The sequence below is a fragment of the Streptomyces sp. NPDC043878 genome (assembly GCF_056435735.1).
In genome coordinates this window covers 103,784-122,172 of the sequence record NZ_JBWKDW010000003.1, presented here as the reverse complement: position 1 = coordinate 122,172, position 18,389 = coordinate 103,784, and the positions used below count along the sequence as shown (strand labels likewise).

Here is an 18,389-nt window from a genome sequence, read left to right as displayed (position 1 = left end):
CGCTCAGGGGAGCAGTCGCGGCCTCCTCCTCGCCGCCACGTCCTCCACCCACCCGCACAGCACGACGAACAGCGCGATGAGGACCCAGCCGACGCCGAACATGAACCACTGGCTCTCCAGCGGCAGGTAGGTCTCGAACGCGGGCACCTTCCAGAACTGGTCTATCAGCGGCACGGCCAGGATCAGCGCGATCTCGTGCCAGAGATAGATCGTGACCGCGCGCGCGTTGAACACGGTCACGACGCGGTCGAGCCGCCGGAACCGGGTGAGCCCGGCGAAGTCGATGCGGAAGCGGGCCTTGGCCCACATCAGGAGCATGACGAAACCGGCCGACCAGAAGGCCTGGGCGAGCGGGATCTCGTCGAGGTCGTAGGTGCCGAACTCGGCCCGGTGGGCGAGGGCGTACCAGCCGCCGTAGCCGAGCGCCGCGAGCGAGAGGACGACGACCACGGCCGGTTTCATCCGCTGCAGGACACCGTCGCGGTGCGCGAAGCCGAGGATCCAGCAGAAGAGGTATGTCGACAGGTCCCACAGGGCGGTGCCGAGCCGGTTGTCGGGGCCGGACCAGACGAAGGTCAGGACCAGGACCGGCGCCAGGGACGACACCAGCACCGGGACGGGGGCGAGCCGGAACACACGCAGCAGGAGGGGGGAGAGCAGGACGAACCAGAGATACGTCCGCAGGTACCAGAGGATCTCCCAGGCCTGCTCACCCCAGGCGTTGCCCGGCGGATCGCCCAGCGGCACGACCCAGTAGACGATCTGCCAGCCCGGCATCCAGTCGTGGATCATCATCGCGAGGACCACGAAGGCGCCCCAGAACCAGAACGGTGGCAGGAGGCGCCGGAGCCGGCTCCTGACCACCGTGAGCGCGGGCCGTTCCAGGGACCTGGCCATCAGGGTGCCGGCCAGCCCGAACATGATCCCCATGGACGGGAAGACCAGGCCGACCCAGGCCCAGCCGAAGGTGTGATAGGTGACGACGCGGACGAGCGCGACCGCGCGGAGGGTGTCGAAGTACCGGTCCCGTCCGCCGCCGGCGGCCGGCCGGGGCGCCGGCGTCTCCCGATCCCCGTCCAAGACTGCGGCGGCGGCAGGCTCGGGTTCGCGCTCCACCACCGGAAGGGGTGCCGTCGCGTCCGGCACCGGCGACACCCCCTGACCGTGGTTCCCGTGCCCCTGGCGGTCCTCGTAACCCTCGACGTGCCAGGGGTGGGGGTGCTGTGCGTACGGCTGCTGCTGCTGCGGATACGGCTGCTGCTGCGGGCCGTACCCCTCGCTGCCGTACTCATTGCCGTACTCGTAGGCGTACGGAAGGTGCTCCTCGTAGCCGTACGGGAGGTGCTCCTCGTAGCCCTGACCGGGGCCGTACCCCTGCGGATGCCCCTGCTGTTCCTGGCCCCAGCTCATCGGCTCGCCCCCGCCGGGGTGCCGACCTCGCCGGTGCGCTTCAGCTTCTGCCAGCGCAGGCGGCCGCCGGTGAGCGCGGTGATGCAGGAGTGGATGAGGACGAGGTACATCATCTGGCGGTAGGCCAGTTGTTGCAGCGGCATCATCAGCAGGTAGCGGTACTTCTCGCGGTCGAGGCGGAAGGCGTACGCCGCGCAGAAGAGCTGGACGCCGAGGACCGCCAGCCACGCGTACAGCGCCGCTTGGAAGTCGACGAAGATCATCGAGTAGACGGTGAACACGTCGATGAGCGGGGCGAAGACCGGCGTGACGATCTGGAAGATCACGACCAGCGGCATGCCGACGCGGCCGAAGCGGCCCGAAGGCCCCTTGTCCGTCAGGGACTTGCGGTGCTTCCACAACGCCTGCATGGTGCCGTAGGACCAGCGGTAGCGCTGCGACCAGAGTTGCTTCAGGGAACCCGGCGCCTCCGTCCACGCCTTGGCGTGCTCCTGGTAGACGACCCGCCAGCCCGCGCGGTGCATGGCGATGGTGATGTCGGTGTCCTCGGCGAGGGTGTCCTCGCTCATGCCGCCGACCTGGAGGACCGCGTCCCGGCGGAACGCGCCGATCGCGCCCGGGATGGTGGGCATGCAGCGCAGCAGGTCGTACATCCGGCGGTCGAGGTTGAAGCCCATCACGTACTCGATGTGCTGCCAGGCGCCGATGAGCGTGTCGCGGTTGCCGACCTTCGCGTTGCCCGCGACCGCGCCGACCTCCGGGTCGGCGAAGGGCTGTACGAGCTGGTGCACGGCGTCCGGCTCGAAGACGGTGTCGCCGTCCATCATCACGACGAGGTCGCAACTGGCGTTGCGGACACCGTTGTTGAGGGCGGCCGGCTTGCCCGCGTTCTCCTGGCGGATGACCCGGACGTTGGACATGCCGAGCGAGTCGGCCGCGTCGCGCGCGATCTCGGAGGTGCCGTCCGTCGAACCGTCGTCCACGACGATGATCTCGATCGGGTGCGTGCTCTGCGCCAGCGACCTGAGCGTGTTGGCGATGCACTCCTTCTCGTTGTACGCCGGGACGATCACGCTGACCGGGCGGGTGACCGTCGGCCCCCAGCTGAACCGGCGTCTGTTGCGCTGTCCGTGGTGGCGGCGGGCGAGGATCAGCATCATGCCGAACCGGCCCATCACGGCGACACCCACGACGACGAGTCCGACCGACAGCGCCGGTACCGTCCACTCGGCGACCGCGACGGCCGCGACGAGCGCCTTGCCCTCGTAGAGGGTCGCGCCGGTGGCCTCGTGGTGCGCGGCCTGCAGCCGGGACGCGGCCGACTGCCGGGCCGTACCCCCGACGCCCGAGGTCCCGGTTCCCGAACCGGCGTCTCCTGTGCGGTCGTTGGGCGCGCCGCTCGGCTGCGTGCCGGCGACCCCCGCCGCCCCGGCCGCCCGGGCGTTGCTCGCGTTCTGCGCCTCGATGACGCCGCTGACGGTGGTGAAGGTGTAGCCCTTCGCCTTCATCTTCCTGATGTATTCGGGGAGCGCCGCGATCGTCTGCTCACGGTCACCGCCCGCGTCGTGCATGAGGACCGCCGCCCCGGCGGTGCCCTTGGGCGTGGCCCAGCTGACGATCTTCGAGACGCCCGGCTTCTTCCAGTCGTCGCTGTCGGTGTCGACGAAGACACTGGTGTAGCCGTCCTCGCCGAGCTTCTGGTAGACGGGCCAGCTGTAGTTGTCGATGGCGTCCGTCTCCGAGGAGTACGGCGCGCGGAACAGCGTGGTGGTGATGCCGGCCGCGCCCGCCAGCGCGAGCTGCGTCTGCTCCATCTCGCGCTGGACGCGGGCGGTGCTCTGGTACGACAGGTCGACGTGGGTGAAGGTGTGGACGCCCACCTCGTTGCCCTGCTCGACCATGTCCTTCACGATGCCCGGGTAGCGCGAGACCATCGAGCCGACCAGGAAGAACGTGGCGGGGACGTCGTTCTCCGCGAGGATGTCGAGGACGTCGGGCGTGTACGTGGGGTTCGGGCCGTCGTCGAAGGTGAGCGCGATCGTCTTGCTGGGGACGGAGATCGTCGTGGCCCGGCCGGCCCGGAAGGTGAGGATGGGGCCGCCGTTGAGGATCCTGTCGGGGACCTTGCTGGAGCTGGCCCCGTCGCGCACGCGCTCGTCGCCGCCGACCTCGGCGCGCAGATAGCCGTCGAGCAGCATGACGCTGGTCAGTCCCAGCAGGAGCAGCAGCGCGAGGATGACGCGGGGTTTCTGCAGCGCCGCGGCCTTGCCCGCCGCCCGTTCGATCCGGGTGGGGGCACGCCGACGGCGGCGTGGTGGTGTCGTCGTGGTCATGGAGGTTGCTTGCCTTCCCGTCAGTTGGCGGCCGCGGCGGCGGACGCGGACGAGGAGGGGGCGGTGCTGCCCGTGGACGCGGACGAGGAGGGGGCGGTGCTGCCCGTGGACGAGGACGAGGAGGTGGCGGAGGCGGAGGCACCCGTGGACGCTGCCGACGGAGTGCCGCTCGGCCCGCCGAGCTGGTTGCCCGGTCCGCCCTGCGGCTGGTAGCCGTTGGGCCCGTTCCGGCCGGACGGACCGGCGTTCTGCCCGCCGAACGGCACCAGTGACGACGGGTTGATCGACGTGCCGATGCCCATGAAGGCCATGCCCAGCACGACGGCGTACCCGGCGCAGACGACGCCGAGGAGGATGCCGACCCGGCGCAGCACCTTGGAGCGGCGTCCGGAGTTGTCAACGAACACGGGGCCGTCGGCGGACGCGTTGCCAGGTTTGCGACGGCGACCGCGCACAGCGGCGGCGGAAGCGGCAGCGGCGCGGTTTTCGGTGGCAGGCTCGGAATGCATTCCCCGGATATTAGGGAGCCTTTATGTGTCGGAAACTCGGAAGTTGTTGTGAGACGGCCATGAGAAATCCCCTGACCTGTCTCTTCCCTGAGAGATTCCGGGAACGGCTGCGCCGGAGACCGTGAGGCGAAAGGAACCGAATGCTCCGATTCCGCGTCCGAACAGTCCGATTCGCCAGGCTGGATCTGTGGGGCCGCTGTACGTCACCTGTCCGCGCGAGGCTCGGCCGCGTGTGAGACATTTCCACTTCGGAAACTCACTTTGTTTCCGTCCTGAGACAGAGATCACGAGAGCTGGTGCATGCAGAATGCGGAGTTTCCTGAGGCCGGCAGCCGGGCTCACCTGCTTGTTTGCCCTGGCCACCGCGGGATGCTCGGCGGGTTCCGGCGCCACCTCGGACGCGGCCCCTTCGGCGTCGGCGCGGAGTGACACGTCCCCGTCCGAGAGCGCGTCACCGTCGACGTCGTACGCCCCCTACGTCAGCGCCACCGACGCCTCCGGCACCGACTCCACGGGCTCCCCGGGCGCGTACAACCTGGCTTTCGTGATCGCCGGCGGGAGCGACTGCACCCCCAGGTGGAACGGCGTCGACGCCATCGGCGACGCGGCCGTCACGGCGAGGATCGCGGCGCTCAGGAAGTCGGACGCCACCGTGCGTGTGTCCTTCGGTGGCGCGTCGGGCAAGGAGTTGGCGGAGACCTGTGACACCGCCTCCGCGCTGGCGAAGGCGTACGGCGAGGCCCTGGACGCGGCCGGCTCGACACAGGCCGACTTCGACGTGGAGGGCGACACCCTGGCCGACTCCGACTCGGTCGCCCTGCGCTCCGAGGCGATCGCCCTGTTGCAGCGGCAGCGCACCGGCCTTGAGGTGTCGTACACGCTCCCCGTCATGCCCTCCGGCCTCGACGCGGACAGCCTGGCGCTGCTGGAGTCCGCCAACGACAAGGGCGTTGAGGTCTCCACCGTCAACATCATGACGATGAACTACGGCGAGACGTACGACGGCGACATGGGCGACTACGCGATCACCTCGGCCACGGCCGCGCACACCCAGCTGAAGAAGGTCTTCGGTCTCTCCGACGCGAACGCCTGGCGGGGCATGGCCCTCACCTCGATGATCGGCGTCAACGACGTCGCCGGCGAGACCTTCTCGCTCGCGGACGCGGCCCAGGTCCGTGCCTTCGCCGAGGAGCGGGACATCGCCTGGGTGTCGATGTGGTCGAGCTTCCGCGACCAGCAGTGCGTGCCGGGCAACGCGGAAAGCGACGACGCGGCCACCAACTGCAGTGGGGTGAAGCAGAGTTCGGGGGCGTTCGCGAAGGCGTTCGCGGGATGACGTGAGCCGTCCCGGCTCAGGCGCCCCGGACCGCGTGCCTCAGCGGCGCCTGTGCAGCAGCCGGCCCGCCACGACCGTGGCCACGCAGGTCGCGGCACCGTGTTCGCCGAGGGCGGCCTCGTCCGGGACGTCGAACACGGCGAAGGTCGCCTCGAAAGCGGCTTCGGCCGCCTGCTCGGTCCGCTGAGCCGTTCCCTCGACGGCGCCGCCGGCCGCCCCTGCGGGCGGCAGCGGTCGCAGGATCGCCTCCGCCAGGCTCCGCCCGCCGGCCAGCGGGTCGAGCGTCGGCGGACCGGCGGGCACACCGGACCGCGGCCCGGTGCTCAGCCCCGCCCGGTGCAGCGCGTCCCGCACCGCGGGCCGCCGCAGGTCGCCCGTGACCGCGACCGTCCCGTGCGCCAGCATCCGCTGCACACCGCGCCGCGCGCTCGCCCCCCTGCGGGCGTCGGTCAGGCCGAGCGCCGCGAGCGCGTCGGCGGTGACGAGCGGGGCGGTGCCCAGCTCGTCGGCCTCGCGCGGATCGGGGTGGTAGGCGAGCTCCAGGAGTTCCGGTCCGTAGGGGTTCACCAGGCCCGGGGTGAGCAGCCCCGGCCAGCGCCGTACCCGGGCCGTCGGATGGGCGGCCGCCAGTTCGTCGTACGGGCCGAGAGCGGCGACCCGCCGCCCGTCGACCAGCACCGCGCCCCCGGGTACGGCGGGCCGCCGGTCCCCGGTGACGAGGAGATCGGCGGCGTGGATCGTCAGCATCCGCGGGTCAGTTGGAGGCGAGCAGCTTCAGTTCCGGGTGGGCGGTGCCGCCCGCGATCGCCGTCGAGGAGATGTGGGACATGACCCGCTCGTCGACGGGGTCGTTCGCCGGGTCCTCGTGCACGACGATGTGCTCGTACGTCGTGGTCCGCTGCGCCGGGACCCGTCCCGCCTTGCGGATGAGGTCGATGATCTCCATCCGGTTGGAGCGGTGCTTGGCGCCGGCCGAGGAGACGACGTTCTCCTCCAGCATGATCGAGCCGAGGTCGTCCGCGCCGTAGTGCAGCGACAGCTGGCCGACCTCCTTGCCGGTGGTCAGCCACGAGCCCTGGATGTGGGCGACGTTGTCCATGAAGAGCCGGGCGATGGCGATCATGCGCAGGTACTCGAAGAGCGTGGCCTGCGTACGGCCCTTCAGGTGGTTGTTCTCCGGCTGGTAGGTGTACGGGATGAAGGCGCGGAAGCCGCCGGTCCGGTCCTGTACGTCGCGGATCATCCGCAGGTGCTCGATGCGCTCGGCGTTGGTCTCGCCGGTGCCCATCAGCATGGTGGAGGTCGACTCGACGCCCAGCCCGTGCGCGGTCTCCATGATCTCCAGCCAGCGCTCGCCGCTCTCCTTCAGCGGCGCGATGGCCTTGCGGGGCCGCTCGGGCAGGAGCTCGGCGCCGGCGCCGGCGAAGGAGTCGAGACCGGCCGCGTGGATGCGGGTGATGGCCTCCTCGACCGACACCTTCGAGATCCGGGCCATGTGCTCGACCTCGCTCGCCCCCAGGCTGTGGATGACGAGCTGCGGGAACTCCTTCTTGATGGCCGCGAAGTGCTGCTCGTAGTACTCGACGCCGAAGTCCGGGTGGTGGCCGCCCTGGAACATGATCTGGGTCCCGCCGAGCTCGACGGTCTCCGCGCACCGGCGCAGGATGTCGTCCAGGTCGCGGGTCCAGCCCTTGGCGGTGTCCTTGGGGGCCGCGTAGAAGGCGCAGAACTTGCACGCCGTGACGCACACGTTCGTGTAGTTGATGTTGCGCTCGATGATGTACGTGGCGATGTGCTCGGTGCCCGCGTACCTCCGGCGGCGTACGGCGTCGGCGGCCGACCCGAGCGCGTGCAGCGGGGCGTCGCGGTAGAGGACGAGTGCCTCTTCGGGGGTGATCCGTCCGCCGGCCGCGGCACGGTCGAGGACGGACTGAAGATCGGCCTTCTCGGTCACCGGGGCGTCCCTTTCGTAAGGGTTGTGGACAGACCGAACCAGCCTACGCCAGCGGGTTCCCGGCACCGACGTCAGCCTGCCAGGGGCGCGTGGCCCGGCGCGCGTCAGCCGGCGTACGCCCCGATCAGGAGTCCGACGTACGCCCCGGCGATCAGGAACGGCCCGAACGCGATGGCCGTCTTGCGCCCCGCCCGGCGCGTCACCACCAGCGCACCGGCGTACAGCGCCCCGAGCAGGAACGCGGCGAAAGCGCCGAGCATCACCGTCGGCCAGCCGTACCAGCCGAGCACCGCGCCCAGACCGAGGGCCAGTTTCACGTCGCCGAAGCCCATGCCGGCCGGGTTGACGAGGAAGAGGACGGCGAAACCGCCGCCGAGCGCGAGGGCGCCCCACAGTGCGGTCGGCCAGTCCCCGGCGTGCTCCGGCACCAGCGCGCACACCCCGAGCAGCGCGAGCGCGGCGGCCGCGAGCGGCAGGGTCAGCAGGTCCGGCAGCCGCCGCACCCGGAAGTCGACGACCGCCAGCAGCACCCAGACCGGCGCGAGCAGCAGCCAGACGGCGATCTCCGGCCGGGTCCCGGTGGCCGCGGCGAGAGCGGCGCAGAGGAGGGCGGTGACCAGGGCGACGAGGGGGGTGCGGGGGCCGTAGGCGCTCGTCGCCGGAGCCTCTACGGCGGTCCCGGCGCCGTTCGCCGGTACGACCGCCCCCGCGCACTCCCCGCAGCGGGCCCAGCCGATCCAGCCCCCGATCGGGTGTCCGGCCGGGCACGTGTCGCGCCAGTTCTCCCCCGGCGGGACGGAGAAACGGTGGGCGGCTCTCGGCAGCAGCGACCCCGCCGCCGCGCCCCACAGCGCGGCGGCGACCACCAGGAGGCCGGTCATCCGGCCGCGGCGACGCCGCCCCGCCACGTCGGCAGCAGCTCGTCGAGCAGTGCCTCGGTGCGCGGCGGGAGACCGCGGGCCCCGCTGCGGCCGACGAGGTCGGCGGCGAGCGCCCGGAGCCGGTCGGTGTCGCCGGTGGCGTGGGTGGCGCGCAGCAGCTCGTTCCACAGCCGCTCGTCGGCGGGAGCCGTCCGCACCGCCGCGTTCAGCGCCTCGATCGCCTTCTCCGCGCGGTCCTTCTCCAGGTGGAAGGCGGACAGCGCGAGCCCGATGTCAGCGACCAGCAGCGGGAGTTGGGCGTCGACGATCTCGTGGGTGAGCCAGCCGTAGCGACCCTCGGGCCGGTCGGCGAGCAGCCTCCCGCGCACCAGCACCAGCGCGTCGGTGAGGAGCCGGCCGCGGACGGCCCGGCTGTCGACGCCCTTGCCCTGGGTGGCCTCGTGGTACAGCGAGCGCAGGACGTCCAGGTCGGAGACCACGGACTTGGCGAGCGTGAGCCGCCCGGTGGTGTCGGCGGTGAGGCGGGGCGAGCCGTCGGGGTCGGTGCCGAGCCAGACGCGCAGCCGCTCCACCAGCGCGTCCCGTACGTCGTCGGTGACCCCGCGCGGCCACAGCGCGGAGGACAGCACCCGCGGGTGCACGCCCTCGCGGTGCAGGAGCAGCAGCGCCAGCGCCTCGTGCAGCAGCGCGCTGCGCTCGCCGTCCGGCGTCTCCAGGCCGATGATCTCGTACGACCCGACGAGGCGCGCGTACACCGCGGGCCGCCCCTGCTCGCTGATGTCGACCAGGAACGGCGGGGTGTTGGTGGGTCCGTCGGGTCCGCGGTCGGGGTCGGCCTCCACGAACAGCTCGACCACGGCCCGCTGTTGGGCCACCGGCAGGAGCTGGGCGTCGAGTTCGAGCCCGAGGAGCGGGGCGAGCAGCTTGCCGGCGCCGGTGATCTCCATCTCCCAGGCGGCGCCGGGCAGATCACCCGTCTCGGTGCCGACGAGGTAGCCGATGCCGAGGCGGGAGGCGTCGGCGGCGAGTTCGGCGAGCTTGACGGCGTCCTCGGCGTTCGGCTGGGCCGCCAGCAGCACCAGGTGCGGGGCCCAACGGGTGTGCTGGGCGGGGCCGGTGCGTCCGGTGAGGACGGAGTCCAGTCCGGCCGCGCCGAGCGCGCCGCGCCGCTGCCGGGTCTCGGCCTCCATCGTCTCCACGAGCGCCTCGATGTCGTCGAGGTGGCGCAGCCGGTTGGGCGCGAGCGGCGTGAGGTCCTCGCCGAACCCGACGAGCGTGATCGTCATGCGGTCGGACCAGCCGTTGGTGGCGAGTTCGGCGGCGACGGAGGCGAACACGGCCGCCCGGTCGGCCTCGCGCCCGCTCAGGGAGACGATGCCGGGCACGGCCTCCAGGTTGAGCAGCAGCCGCGAGTCGTCCATGGTGCCGAGGCTGACGAGACCGGGGTAGGGGGCGGCGGTGTCGACGTCCGCGTAGCGCTCGCCGTCCGTGCGGGCCAGCACCCAGAACGTCTGGTCCTGCCCGAGCTGCCACGGCGCCGGCGGCTTGCCGGACGGCTGGGCGAGCTGGAGATGCAGGTCGCCGTTGGTCAGCCAGGCCGCGTACACGGTGGGCAGCGGCCGCGACTCGGCGGCGAGAGAGGCGGCGAGACCGCGCAGCGACCGGTCGAGCAGTCGTACGCCCTCGGGGTCGGCGCCCACCAGCAGCGCGTCCTGCACGTCCAGGGCGTCCCCGGCCGGCGTGGGCGGCTCCATCCCGCGCCGCCCGCCGACCGCCCCCATCGCCGACTGCCACAGCGCCTGCCGACGCCGCCGCCCGAGCGCGCCGAGCAGACCGGCGGCGAGGAGGGGGGCGCCGAGGAGAGCCTCGGGCAGACCGAAGGAACTGCCGGAGGAACCACCTGCGGAGGGGGAGGCGGTGGCGTGCTGCTGGTCGCTGTTCTGCGGCTGGTTCCGGTGCTGCTCGGGGGCGGGCCGCTGCCTGGGCACGGAGACGTGGTCGGCGCCGCCGTCCCGGGCCTCATCGCCGGCGTGCTCGGCGTGGTCACCGGACTTGGCGTAGTCGTGTATCTGCTGTCGTACGTCCGAGGAGACGCCGGGCGCCGCGTGGGGCATCTCCACGAGTTCGCCGCCGCGTGCGTCACCCGGCATCTCCATGATCCAGCCCGGCCGGATCAGACTGGCCTCGGACAACCGTGAGCCGTCCGGCTGCACACGGTCCTTGTTGAGTTCGTAGATCTCCTTGTACCGGCGTCCGTCACCGAGGTGCCGCTGCGCGATCTCCCACAGGGAGTCGTGATGGCGCCCTTCGGGCGGCTGGATCCGGTAGTACTTGGTGCCGCCGGAGGTGGCGGTGGCCCCGGCGGCCTCCGCGTGGGAGGCGGCCTGCGATGCCTGCTCGGCGAGCGCCGCCGCCGTACTGGCCGCCTGCTCCTGCTGCTGCGCGAACAGCCCAGGCGTCTGCTGCGCGGCCGCGACGGTCCCCCGCTGGTTGTCCTCCAGGCTGTGCCCGAGCTGCGAGAGCCCCGGCGTGAAGCTGGCCGCCGTGGCGCTCACCAGAAGCAGCGCGGCGACCAACTGCCGTGCCAGCAGCTGACTTCCCCCGGACCCCGGCACCCGCCCCGGCACCCCGACCCCGGACAGCGCGGCCTTCACCTCGACGAGCACGCACGCGGTGAACTGCGCCCAGGCCAGCCAGACGATGACGGTCAGGATGTGCAGGAACGTACCGACCGTGATCTGGTGCTTGAGCCACTTCATCGGCTCGAACTCGTGCGGCAGCGGCCACCCCACGAGCACGGCCAGCACTCCTGGCACGCCGACGACCAGCACCACCAGGGCGACGAAGGCGAGGAACGCCTTGACGACGTCCCCGAAGGTGCGGCTGCGCACCCGCACCGGCTGCGGAGTCCGGTTCCTCGGGCCCGTCGAGCTTCCCGTCGAGCTTGAAGTGCTGCGTCGCGCCATGGCGGGTGTCCTGGGTCGTGTGTGGAGGGCGATGGAGTGGGGGTGTGCCGAGCCTACAGAGATCTTATGGACTGGGACTGACACCGTCGAAGGGCCGGCGGAACTCGGGCGCCCACGGCCGCCGTTTCCTTCCGGAATGCCCGCGGAGCCCGACCGGCCCCGGGACCACACTCCTCACCTTCCCTACACAATCCCTCCGCGGCTGCACAAGTGCCGTCCACGCCCCGTTCGTCAGGGCCCTGGGGAGCCCTGGGGCTGGATACCGCAGCGCCCGGATACCCGCAGGGGAACTCGGCGGGCCGCAGCCGCGGATTCCCCACCCATTCGGCGCGGAACGGCTCCGGCAGATCCCCGGCAGGCCCCGTGCGCAGCCGGCGGATCAGCTTCCGGTGCGCGTACTCCTTGAGGGACAGGGTCCGGAAGTCCCCCATGCTGGGCATCAGACGGCAGACCGCGAGGGGCTCGCGGGACGCGTCAGCGGTCATGGCGCCGAACCGGCTTCGGGACGGGAGCCTCATTGCAGAACGGTGCGGTGGGGATGGGACCGGTCCGAGGGGCAGACGAAAACGAGCAGACGCCCTCCGCGGCCCACCACGACCTGCGTGGGGGTGTTCGCGTCCGTGTCCGCCACCTCTTGGTCCTCAAGAGGAACCCAGCTGCGGGTTCCTGTGTCCCACTCCCTGCTGTCGACGGTCATGAGTAGTTCCATCGGCTGCCCGCACGTGCAGACCACCTCCTGCGGGCCGGTCAGATGCCAGGACGCGAACCCACCGACCTTCCAGCCGGGAGGAATGGACAGATCGAACTGATAGCTGACCGCATCCTCGTCCTCCCAGTCCTCCCAGTCGTCGAGGCGTGCGCGAATCGGGTAGGGGAGCAGCCCCCCGTACTGATGCTCCACGACCTGCTCGGGGTGCAGCACGCAAGGGTCCGGTACGTATTCGGCCCGCCCGACCACTTCCGGTTCCGGCTGTTCCGCGAGTACCGCCGAGACCCCGGAAGCCTTCCGGCAGTACAGATGTACGGCGACATTCCGCTCTTCGCCGTGCGCGTCGAACGGGCACCAGAAGACCTGAAGAAGATCCGCGTCCTCGGGCAGGCTCAGACCGGGCACGTCGCGGGTGAACAACTGGGCCACAGGCATGAGCGGGATCGGGTCCGTGTCCTTGAGCCAGGGCGCGTGTCGGCCCCTGCGAAAGGAACGGAGGGTTTCGAATTCCTCGGCCGTCGGTCCTTCGGGCCGCCCAGGCTCCGGTTGCCGGCTCCACGCCTCGCGAAGAATCTTCCGACTCAGCCGGACGTCACTGAGGCGCTCGCCGAACCGGCGCTTGTGCGGCACCACGCACATGGGCCACGGTTCGTCCGCGGGCCACAGGAACGGCCCCCCGACAGAGCTCTGCTCGGGGAGGGGAACTCCGGGCCGCGGATGCAGTCGCGTACTGACACCGCGGTACTGGGACAGCTCCGGAATGACTTGCTCGATGTCCACAGGCCGCTCGGGGGTCGTACGGGTCATGTTCCTCCTGTTCACCTGCCACCGGCAAAGCAATCAACGGCCGGGAACCGCCGTCCGTACACCGGCCGCGGGATTGTCCAGCCAACCGCTCAGCGAGAAGCCCTGGTTGCCGAACGCCTGGAATTCCAGCCGGATCGGCACGGGATTGGTTCCCGCGTAGATGGGCGTCACATCGTACTGAACGATCTCTCCCCTCCTGGCCGCGTCGGCGACGGGCTTCTCGAACATCTCGTACATGTGCGGGTGGTTGGTGGGATTCTGCGTCAGAGTCACCAAGTTGTGTGGCGCATTCGGACCCTTGCCCGCCCCACCCAGTGTGTTCGCGAGGAGGTGACCACGCGCCTCGTTGAAGAGGGTGCCGTGTCCTCGCCAGCCCTTGGTCCACATGCTTCCCGCTTCCGTACCCTGCATGATCACCATTTCCCTTCGGATACATGCGGAGATTCCGGTCGGCCGTCCGAGATGGTCGGTTCCCTTGTATCTGACGCTGTTGCCCCATGCGTAGCGGTCGGGCCGGTTGGCATATCGGGGGGCCAGCCCCAGCGGGTCACATCCCTGCAAGGGGTTGGCGACGTAGACGGCAGGGTTCGGAGCCGGTTCGAGTCCGAGCGGATCGGGACTGAAATACCGTGCGGATTCCGGGTCGTAGTAACGCTGGACGTTGTAGTGGAGACCGGTCTCGGGATCGAAGTACTGACCCGGAAAACGCAAGGGCGTGTACGCGGACGCGTCCCTGTTCCAGGCTGTGGAACCCCAGAGTGTGGCGCGCGCCCGCCACGCGATGTCGCCCTCCTCGCCGACGAGTTCGGTCGGGGTCCCGACGAGGTCGGTGACGATGGCGAAGAACCGTGCATCGATCTCCTGACGAGTCAGGGCATCGAGACGCCGGTCGGTCTGCGTGACGGGGTGAAGGCCGTCGTATTCCCATGTCGTCACGACGGGGTGGGGCAGGTCGGGGCCTGTTGATTCCTGCTCCGCCAGGGTCGCCCCGTCCCAGGTGAACCGGGTCTCCTCGACCACCGTGGTGCCGTCCGCGCCGAGGCGCTGCTTGGCCGTGCGCCGGCCGAGGGGGTCGTACCGGTAGCGCCACTTCGTACCGTCCGGTGTGGTGACCGCCGTGAGGCGGTCCTCCGCGTCCCACGTGTAGCGCCAGACGTCCGGCTTCCTGGAGAGTCTTGTCCTGCGGCGTTCGACGATGCGTCCCGCAGCGTCGTAGGTGTAGTGGATCGAACCCGCCCGTAGGAGTCTGTTTCCCTGGTAGGCGCGATCACCCCGCGCTTCCGTTCCCGGGTGCCGCTCCGGCCATGCGGCGTGCGTCTGGTTTCCGCTCGCGTCGTATGCATACCTTTCGTGCCAGCCGCGGGCGTCAACTCGCGTCACCCTGCCGGCGGCGTCGAGTTCGAACCGACGCGGCCCGTTCGACTGGTCCTCGACACCGACCAGATGGCCGTCGGCGCGATAGCCGTACACACGGCGCAACAACGTACCTGCGGCACCCGTCACGGCCTGTTCGGCAACGCGACCCGCGCGATCCCACGTACGGGACAACCGCAGTCCGGTGGAGGAAAGTGAGCGGGAGAGCTCACGGCCCGCTGCGTCGTACGAGAACTCCAGGCCGCGTCCCGCGCAGTCGATCCGGGAAACCTGCCCACCGGCGTCATACGCATACGCCGTCTCCGCCCCGGCGGGCGTGACCCGGCGGACGGGACGGCCGGTCCGGTCGTACTCCCGGAGCAGAACTCGCCCGTCGACCGACTCCGCGAACGCGCGGCCCATGACATCTCTTTCATAAGCCACCTCGCACGCCGGGCCGGTCAGCCGAAGGACACGTCCCATGACATCACGTTCGAATTCGACCGTGTGGCCGTCGGACGTCTTGGCGACCAGCCAGTCGAGCGCGTCATACGAGTAGTCGACTCGCTGCCCCACCGCGTTCACGCGGGAAGTGAGCCGGCCGGCCGCATCGTGCTCGTAGTGGACCTGGCGGCCGTCGAAGTCGACCTCGGAGATCAACTGACCGGCAGCGTCGTACGCGTAACGCCACACCATCCCTTGTGGGTTGACGACCTTCGTCAACTGCAGGGCCGCGTTGTGCTCGAATTCGTAGCGAGCGCCGTCCGCCCGGATCTCCGCGGCCAGCACGTCGAAGTGCCCGTACTCGTAGTGGGCAGTTCGGCCTTCGCGGTCCGTGTGACTGACGCAGTTCCCCTCCCCGTCGTAGGTCCACGTCTCCTCGCCGCCCTGGGGCCCAACTCGGCGCAACAGTTGTCCGTCGACCGACCACGAGAGGCGGGTTTCGGAGCCAGTGGGGTCGACTGCCGCGATCAGGCGCCCGAAGTGGTCGTACCGGTACACGGAGCTACCGCCCGAGGGTTCGACCACTTCCACCGGCAGGCCCGCCGGGTTGTTGCGGATGGCGAGTGTGTTCCCCAGAACGTCGGTCGCCGATGTCAGGTGCCCGCCGGCGTCATAGGAGTACGTCATCGTGGCGCCGGACTCGTCGGTCACCGAGGTGGGATTTCCGCGCTCGTCGTACGTGTGCCGGATGACCGTTCCGTCTTCCTGGAAGATCGCGGCGGGAAGGTGGAGGTCGGTGTACTCGACGGATGTCTCGACCCCGTCCGGACGGACCACCCGCACAGGCAGCCCGTACTCGTTGTTGATGATCCGCATGCTGTTGCCGAGCGGGTCGGTGCGTCCCGTCACATGGTGGAAGCGGTCGTATTCGGTTCGGGTCACCGCGCCGTTCGCATCCACTTCAGCGACCACCTGGTACAGGTCGTTGACGACGTGTTTGGTTGTCTGCCCCTGGGGCGTGGTGGCTGTGGTGACCCGCATCCCGGGAAATTGTGGATCCGTTCCTCCGTATTCCAGGAACAAGGCGTAGTGGCCGCCTTCACCCCCCTCGGAGACGCAACGGTCCTCGTCGTCATACGTGTACGTGTATCGGCTCTCGTTGGAGTCGATCCACGCGATGACATGCAGCCTGTCGTCGTACTCGAAACGCAACTGCAGACCCGCGGGTCCGTCGATCTCCGTGAGGTTCCCGTCGGTGTACCGGTACCGCCTCACCAGCGCGTCCGATCCGTCCTCCGCTCCGCCGGCGAGGTGGAGGGCCGTGACCCGGCCGTCGTCCGTCGTGACCTTGAGACGATAGCCACCCGAGGACGTGATGCCGACGGGCAGGCCCATCTCGTCGTAGTGGAAGTCGAGCGTGCGCCCGTTGCGGTCGGACACCTTTCTCAGCGGAGCGCACCCGTCGCTCCCCGGCTTTCCGAACAGGGACGCCAGGCCCGTCAGTGGATCAACAACCCGATAGCCGCCGTCGTCGAGGCGAGTGAGCGGCCAGCGCTGTCCCGCCTCCGGAAGAACCGGATCGTCGGGGCCGCTTGGATGGGGATAGGCCAACAGCTGACCGTCGTCGGTGACGAGGACGAGACCGGTTTCGTCGATCTCGATCCGCTGATCGATGGTGGAGGACCACGACGGACCGAACCACCACCCCGCCCGGTAGCCGGACTGAACCCGCCGCTGGAACAGGAGGGGCAGGGCCCCGGGCAGCTCTATGTCCGTCTGCGGGAGAAACATGACACCGGTAGCCATGTCGATGGGGTCGCTCATCCCCTGTCGAACCTTGGTCTTGAAGCGGGCAAAGGCGTCCTTGGACCTGCCGAGCATGCCGCGCGCGCTCTTGCCCAGCCCGCGCACCGCCAGGGCCATGCCCTTCAGACCGCCCCTGAGCCCCTTCATCGCGGCCAGACCGCCCTTGAGGCCCTTGGCGAGCCCACCGAGCGTGGTGAGCCCCTTCATGCCCGGTATGCAGTCCAGCGCCGCGAACCCGACGTCCCACAAGGAGGCCTGGCCCTTGGAGTATTTGTAGAGCGTGTCGGCGAGGACGACGAGCGCGGCGATCAGCACGATCGCGCCGAGGATCGGGCCTCCGATGATCATCGCGATGATGCCGACGACCGCGACGACGACCTTGCACACCGTGACGATGGTGTCCCAGTTGTCCTCGAACCAGTCGCCGACGTCCTCCCACCACGACCGGTTCTGGATACCGGCGTCCGACGCCTCGTCGATCTTCGACTTCGCCTCACGCGCCGCGTCGTCACGCATCCCGCGGGCGTCCTCGGCCATCTTCTTCGCCGCGTCGAGCGCGTTCTGCGCGTTGCTGACGTCCGACTGGGCCTTGGAGTGGGCTGACTTGGCCTGCTGCGCGTCCCGGGTGGCGGCGCGGACCGTCGCCTCGTCCGGCTTCTCCGCACCCGACTTGCTGCCGGTCGGATCGTCCTTGTACTTGTCGGCTTCCTTCGTGGCCCGCGTCACCCACGAATCAGCCGACGACAACCGGGACTTCGCCGAGGACAGGTCGCTCTGCGCCTCGCGGGCCTTGGCCAGCGCCTTGTCCGCCAGCGCCTGGGCTCGCTCCAGCTTCGGCCAGTACGCCGCGAGAGCGTCCCCGCACATCTCGTAGGACTTCTTCAGTTTTTTGAGGTTCTTCGGTACGCCGGAGAACTGCTCCTGGAACACGTCGGCGGACTTGCCCGCCCACTGCAGCAGGGTCTCCTCACCGGCCATCCCCTTGACCAGCCGCAGCGCGTCGGAGACGTCGTCCGCGAAGTCGTGCAGCGTCCGGGCGAGGGTCCGCACCCGGTCCGGGTCTCCCGGAGTCGGGTCCTTGTCCAGGTCCAGGACATGCCAGTCCTGCGGCCGATAGCCCGCCATAACGCAACCCCCGTCACGCGCACATCATCAACAACCGTATGCACAAGCGAACTTACAAGGCACAACCGTGCGAGGAAAGGCTCACCCGGCGAAACGGAACGTCGACGTGACCGCGTCGAAGATGTCGAAGAAGGAGTCCGCGAGGTCCAGGACCTGGCTGCTGCCCGCCACCAGCGCGACCTTGCCCTCCTGGCCCGGCACCGGGATGAACGTCTGCATCAGTACGGCCCGGATCGTGCGCTTCAGCGCGTCGTCCGGTATCTCGATGTCCTCGACGCCGTACGTCCGCGCCACCGTGCCCACGCCCGGGATGTCGACGGTCGTCACCTTGCGCCAGGCGTCGCCCTCCTTCTTCGCCTCCCTGGCCGCGAGGCCGGCCGCCATCGTGGCCGGGTCCGTCGACAGCGGGGCCCCCTCGCGCGTGCGGCCACCGACCAGGGACACCGTCACCGAGCCGGTGATCGGGGTGTCACCGCCGAAGCTCTCCGCCATGCAACCGCAGTACAGTGCCCCGGACTTCCAGGCGTCCGCGGCGGCCTTCCGCAGGAACGCCGTGTAGGTGTCGCGGTATTGGGCCAACTCCGGCCGCTGCCTGACCCGTTCGTTCACCATCCGCCGGATCGAGTCGTCCCGCGACTCCGGCCGCACGTCGAACTCCCACCAGGACTCGGGCACCTTGATCCGGAAACCGCCGCGCTCGACGGTGAGTGTCTCCATGTAGCGGGCCATGCCGTCCGTCACCCCGTTCAGCCGGTC

At 70.1% G+C, this 18,389-nt stretch carries 11 protein-coding genes; 1 reads left to right on the top strand and 10 read right to left on the bottom strand.

The window, feature by feature from the left end; all coding sequences use genetic code 11:
- Positions 1 to 3: 3 nt before the first annotated feature.
- Genes AC07AZ_RS06325 through AC07AZ_RS06315 form a run of 3 tightly spaced genes read right to left on the bottom strand, consistent with a single transcriptional unit; the run spans position 4 to position 4,252 of the window.
- Positions 4 to 1,410: an acyltransferase family protein gene (locus tag AC07AZ_RS06325; protein WP_478844395.1), complete on the bottom strand. Its 1,407-nt coding sequence runs from the start codon at positions 1,408 to 1,410 to the stop codon at positions 4 to 6.
- Positions 1,407 to 3,743, bottom strand: coding sequence for a bifunctional polysaccharide deacetylase/glycosyltransferase family 2 protein (locus AC07AZ_RS06320; RefSeq protein ID WP_478844393.1), 2,337 nt, complete (start codon positions 3,741 to 3,743; stop codon positions 1,407 to 1,409). The genes AC07AZ_RS06325 and AC07AZ_RS06320 overlap by 4 nt, the downstream gene beginning before the upstream one ends.
- A gap of 20 nt (positions 3,744 to 3,763) precedes the next feature.
- On the bottom strand, positions 3,764 to 4,252 hold the full coding sequence (locus AC07AZ_RS06315; RefSeq protein WP_478844391.1) for a hypothetical protein: 489 nt from the start codon (positions 4,250 to 4,252) through the stop codon (positions 3,764 to 3,766).
- A gap of 307 nt (positions 4,253 to 4,559) precedes the next feature.
- Between AC07AZ_RS06315 and AC07AZ_RS06310 the strand changes: the two genes are divergently transcribed.
- Positions 4,560 to 5,588, top strand: a complete 1,029-nt coding sequence (locus AC07AZ_RS06310) for a chitinase (protein ID WP_478844389.1) — start codon at positions 4,560 to 4,562, stop codon at positions 5,586 to 5,588.
- 39 nt (positions 5,589 to 5,627) lie between these two features.
- Here the strand turns inward: AC07AZ_RS06310 and AC07AZ_RS06305 are convergent, their stop codons facing one another.
- The 7 genes from AC07AZ_RS06305 to AC07AZ_RS06275 all read right to left on the bottom strand — a co-directional run bounded on the left by AC07AZ_RS06305 (position 5,628) and on the right by AC07AZ_RS06275 (position 18,362).
- Positions 5,628 to 6,335 carry an imidazolonepropionase-like domain-containing protein gene (locus tag AC07AZ_RS06305; protein WP_478844387.1) on the bottom strand — a complete coding sequence of 236 codons (708 nt, stop codon included), beginning with the start codon at positions 6,333 to 6,335 and terminating at the stop codon, positions 5,628 to 5,630.
- A gap of 7 nt (positions 6,336 to 6,342) precedes the next feature.
- Positions 6,343 to 7,542, bottom strand: a complete 1,200-nt coding sequence (gene mqnC, locus AC07AZ_RS06300; RefSeq protein WP_478844385.1) for a cyclic dehypoxanthinyl futalosine synthase — start codon at positions 7,540 to 7,542, stop codon at positions 6,343 to 6,345.
- Positions 7,543 to 7,646: 104 nt separating this feature from the next.
- Positions 7,647 to 8,423, bottom strand: a complete 777-nt coding sequence (locus tag AC07AZ_RS06295; RefSeq protein ID WP_478844383.1) for a prepilin peptidase — start codon at positions 8,421 to 8,423, stop codon at positions 7,647 to 7,649.
- Positions 8,420 to 11,389 carry a BTAD domain-containing putative transcriptional regulator gene (locus AC07AZ_RS06290; protein WP_478844381.1) on the bottom strand — a complete coding sequence of 990 codons (2,970 nt, stop codon included), beginning with the start codon at positions 11,387 to 11,389 and terminating at the stop codon, positions 8,420 to 8,422. Before AC07AZ_RS06290 ends, AC07AZ_RS06295 begins: the two co-directional genes overlap by 4 nt.
- A 514-nt stretch (positions 11,390 to 11,903) precedes the next feature.
- Entirely contained in the window at positions 11,904 to 12,737 is an 834-nt protein-coding gene (locus tag AC07AZ_RS06285) for a hypothetical protein (RefSeq protein WP_478844379.1), read from the bottom strand.
- Positions 12,738 to 12,938: 201 nt separating this feature from the next.
- Positions 12,939 to 17,633, bottom strand: a complete 4,695-nt coding sequence (locus AC07AZ_RS06280) for a DUF6531 domain-containing protein (RefSeq protein WP_478844377.1) — start codon at positions 17,631 to 17,633, stop codon at positions 12,939 to 12,941.
- Positions 17,634 to 17,714: 81 nt separating this feature from the next.
- Positions 17,715 to 18,362: a hypothetical protein gene (locus AC07AZ_RS06275; protein WP_478844375.1), complete on the bottom strand. Its 648-nt coding sequence runs from the start codon at positions 18,360 to 18,362 to the stop codon at positions 17,715 to 17,717.
- Positions 18,363 to 18,389 lie beyond the last annotated feature (27 nt).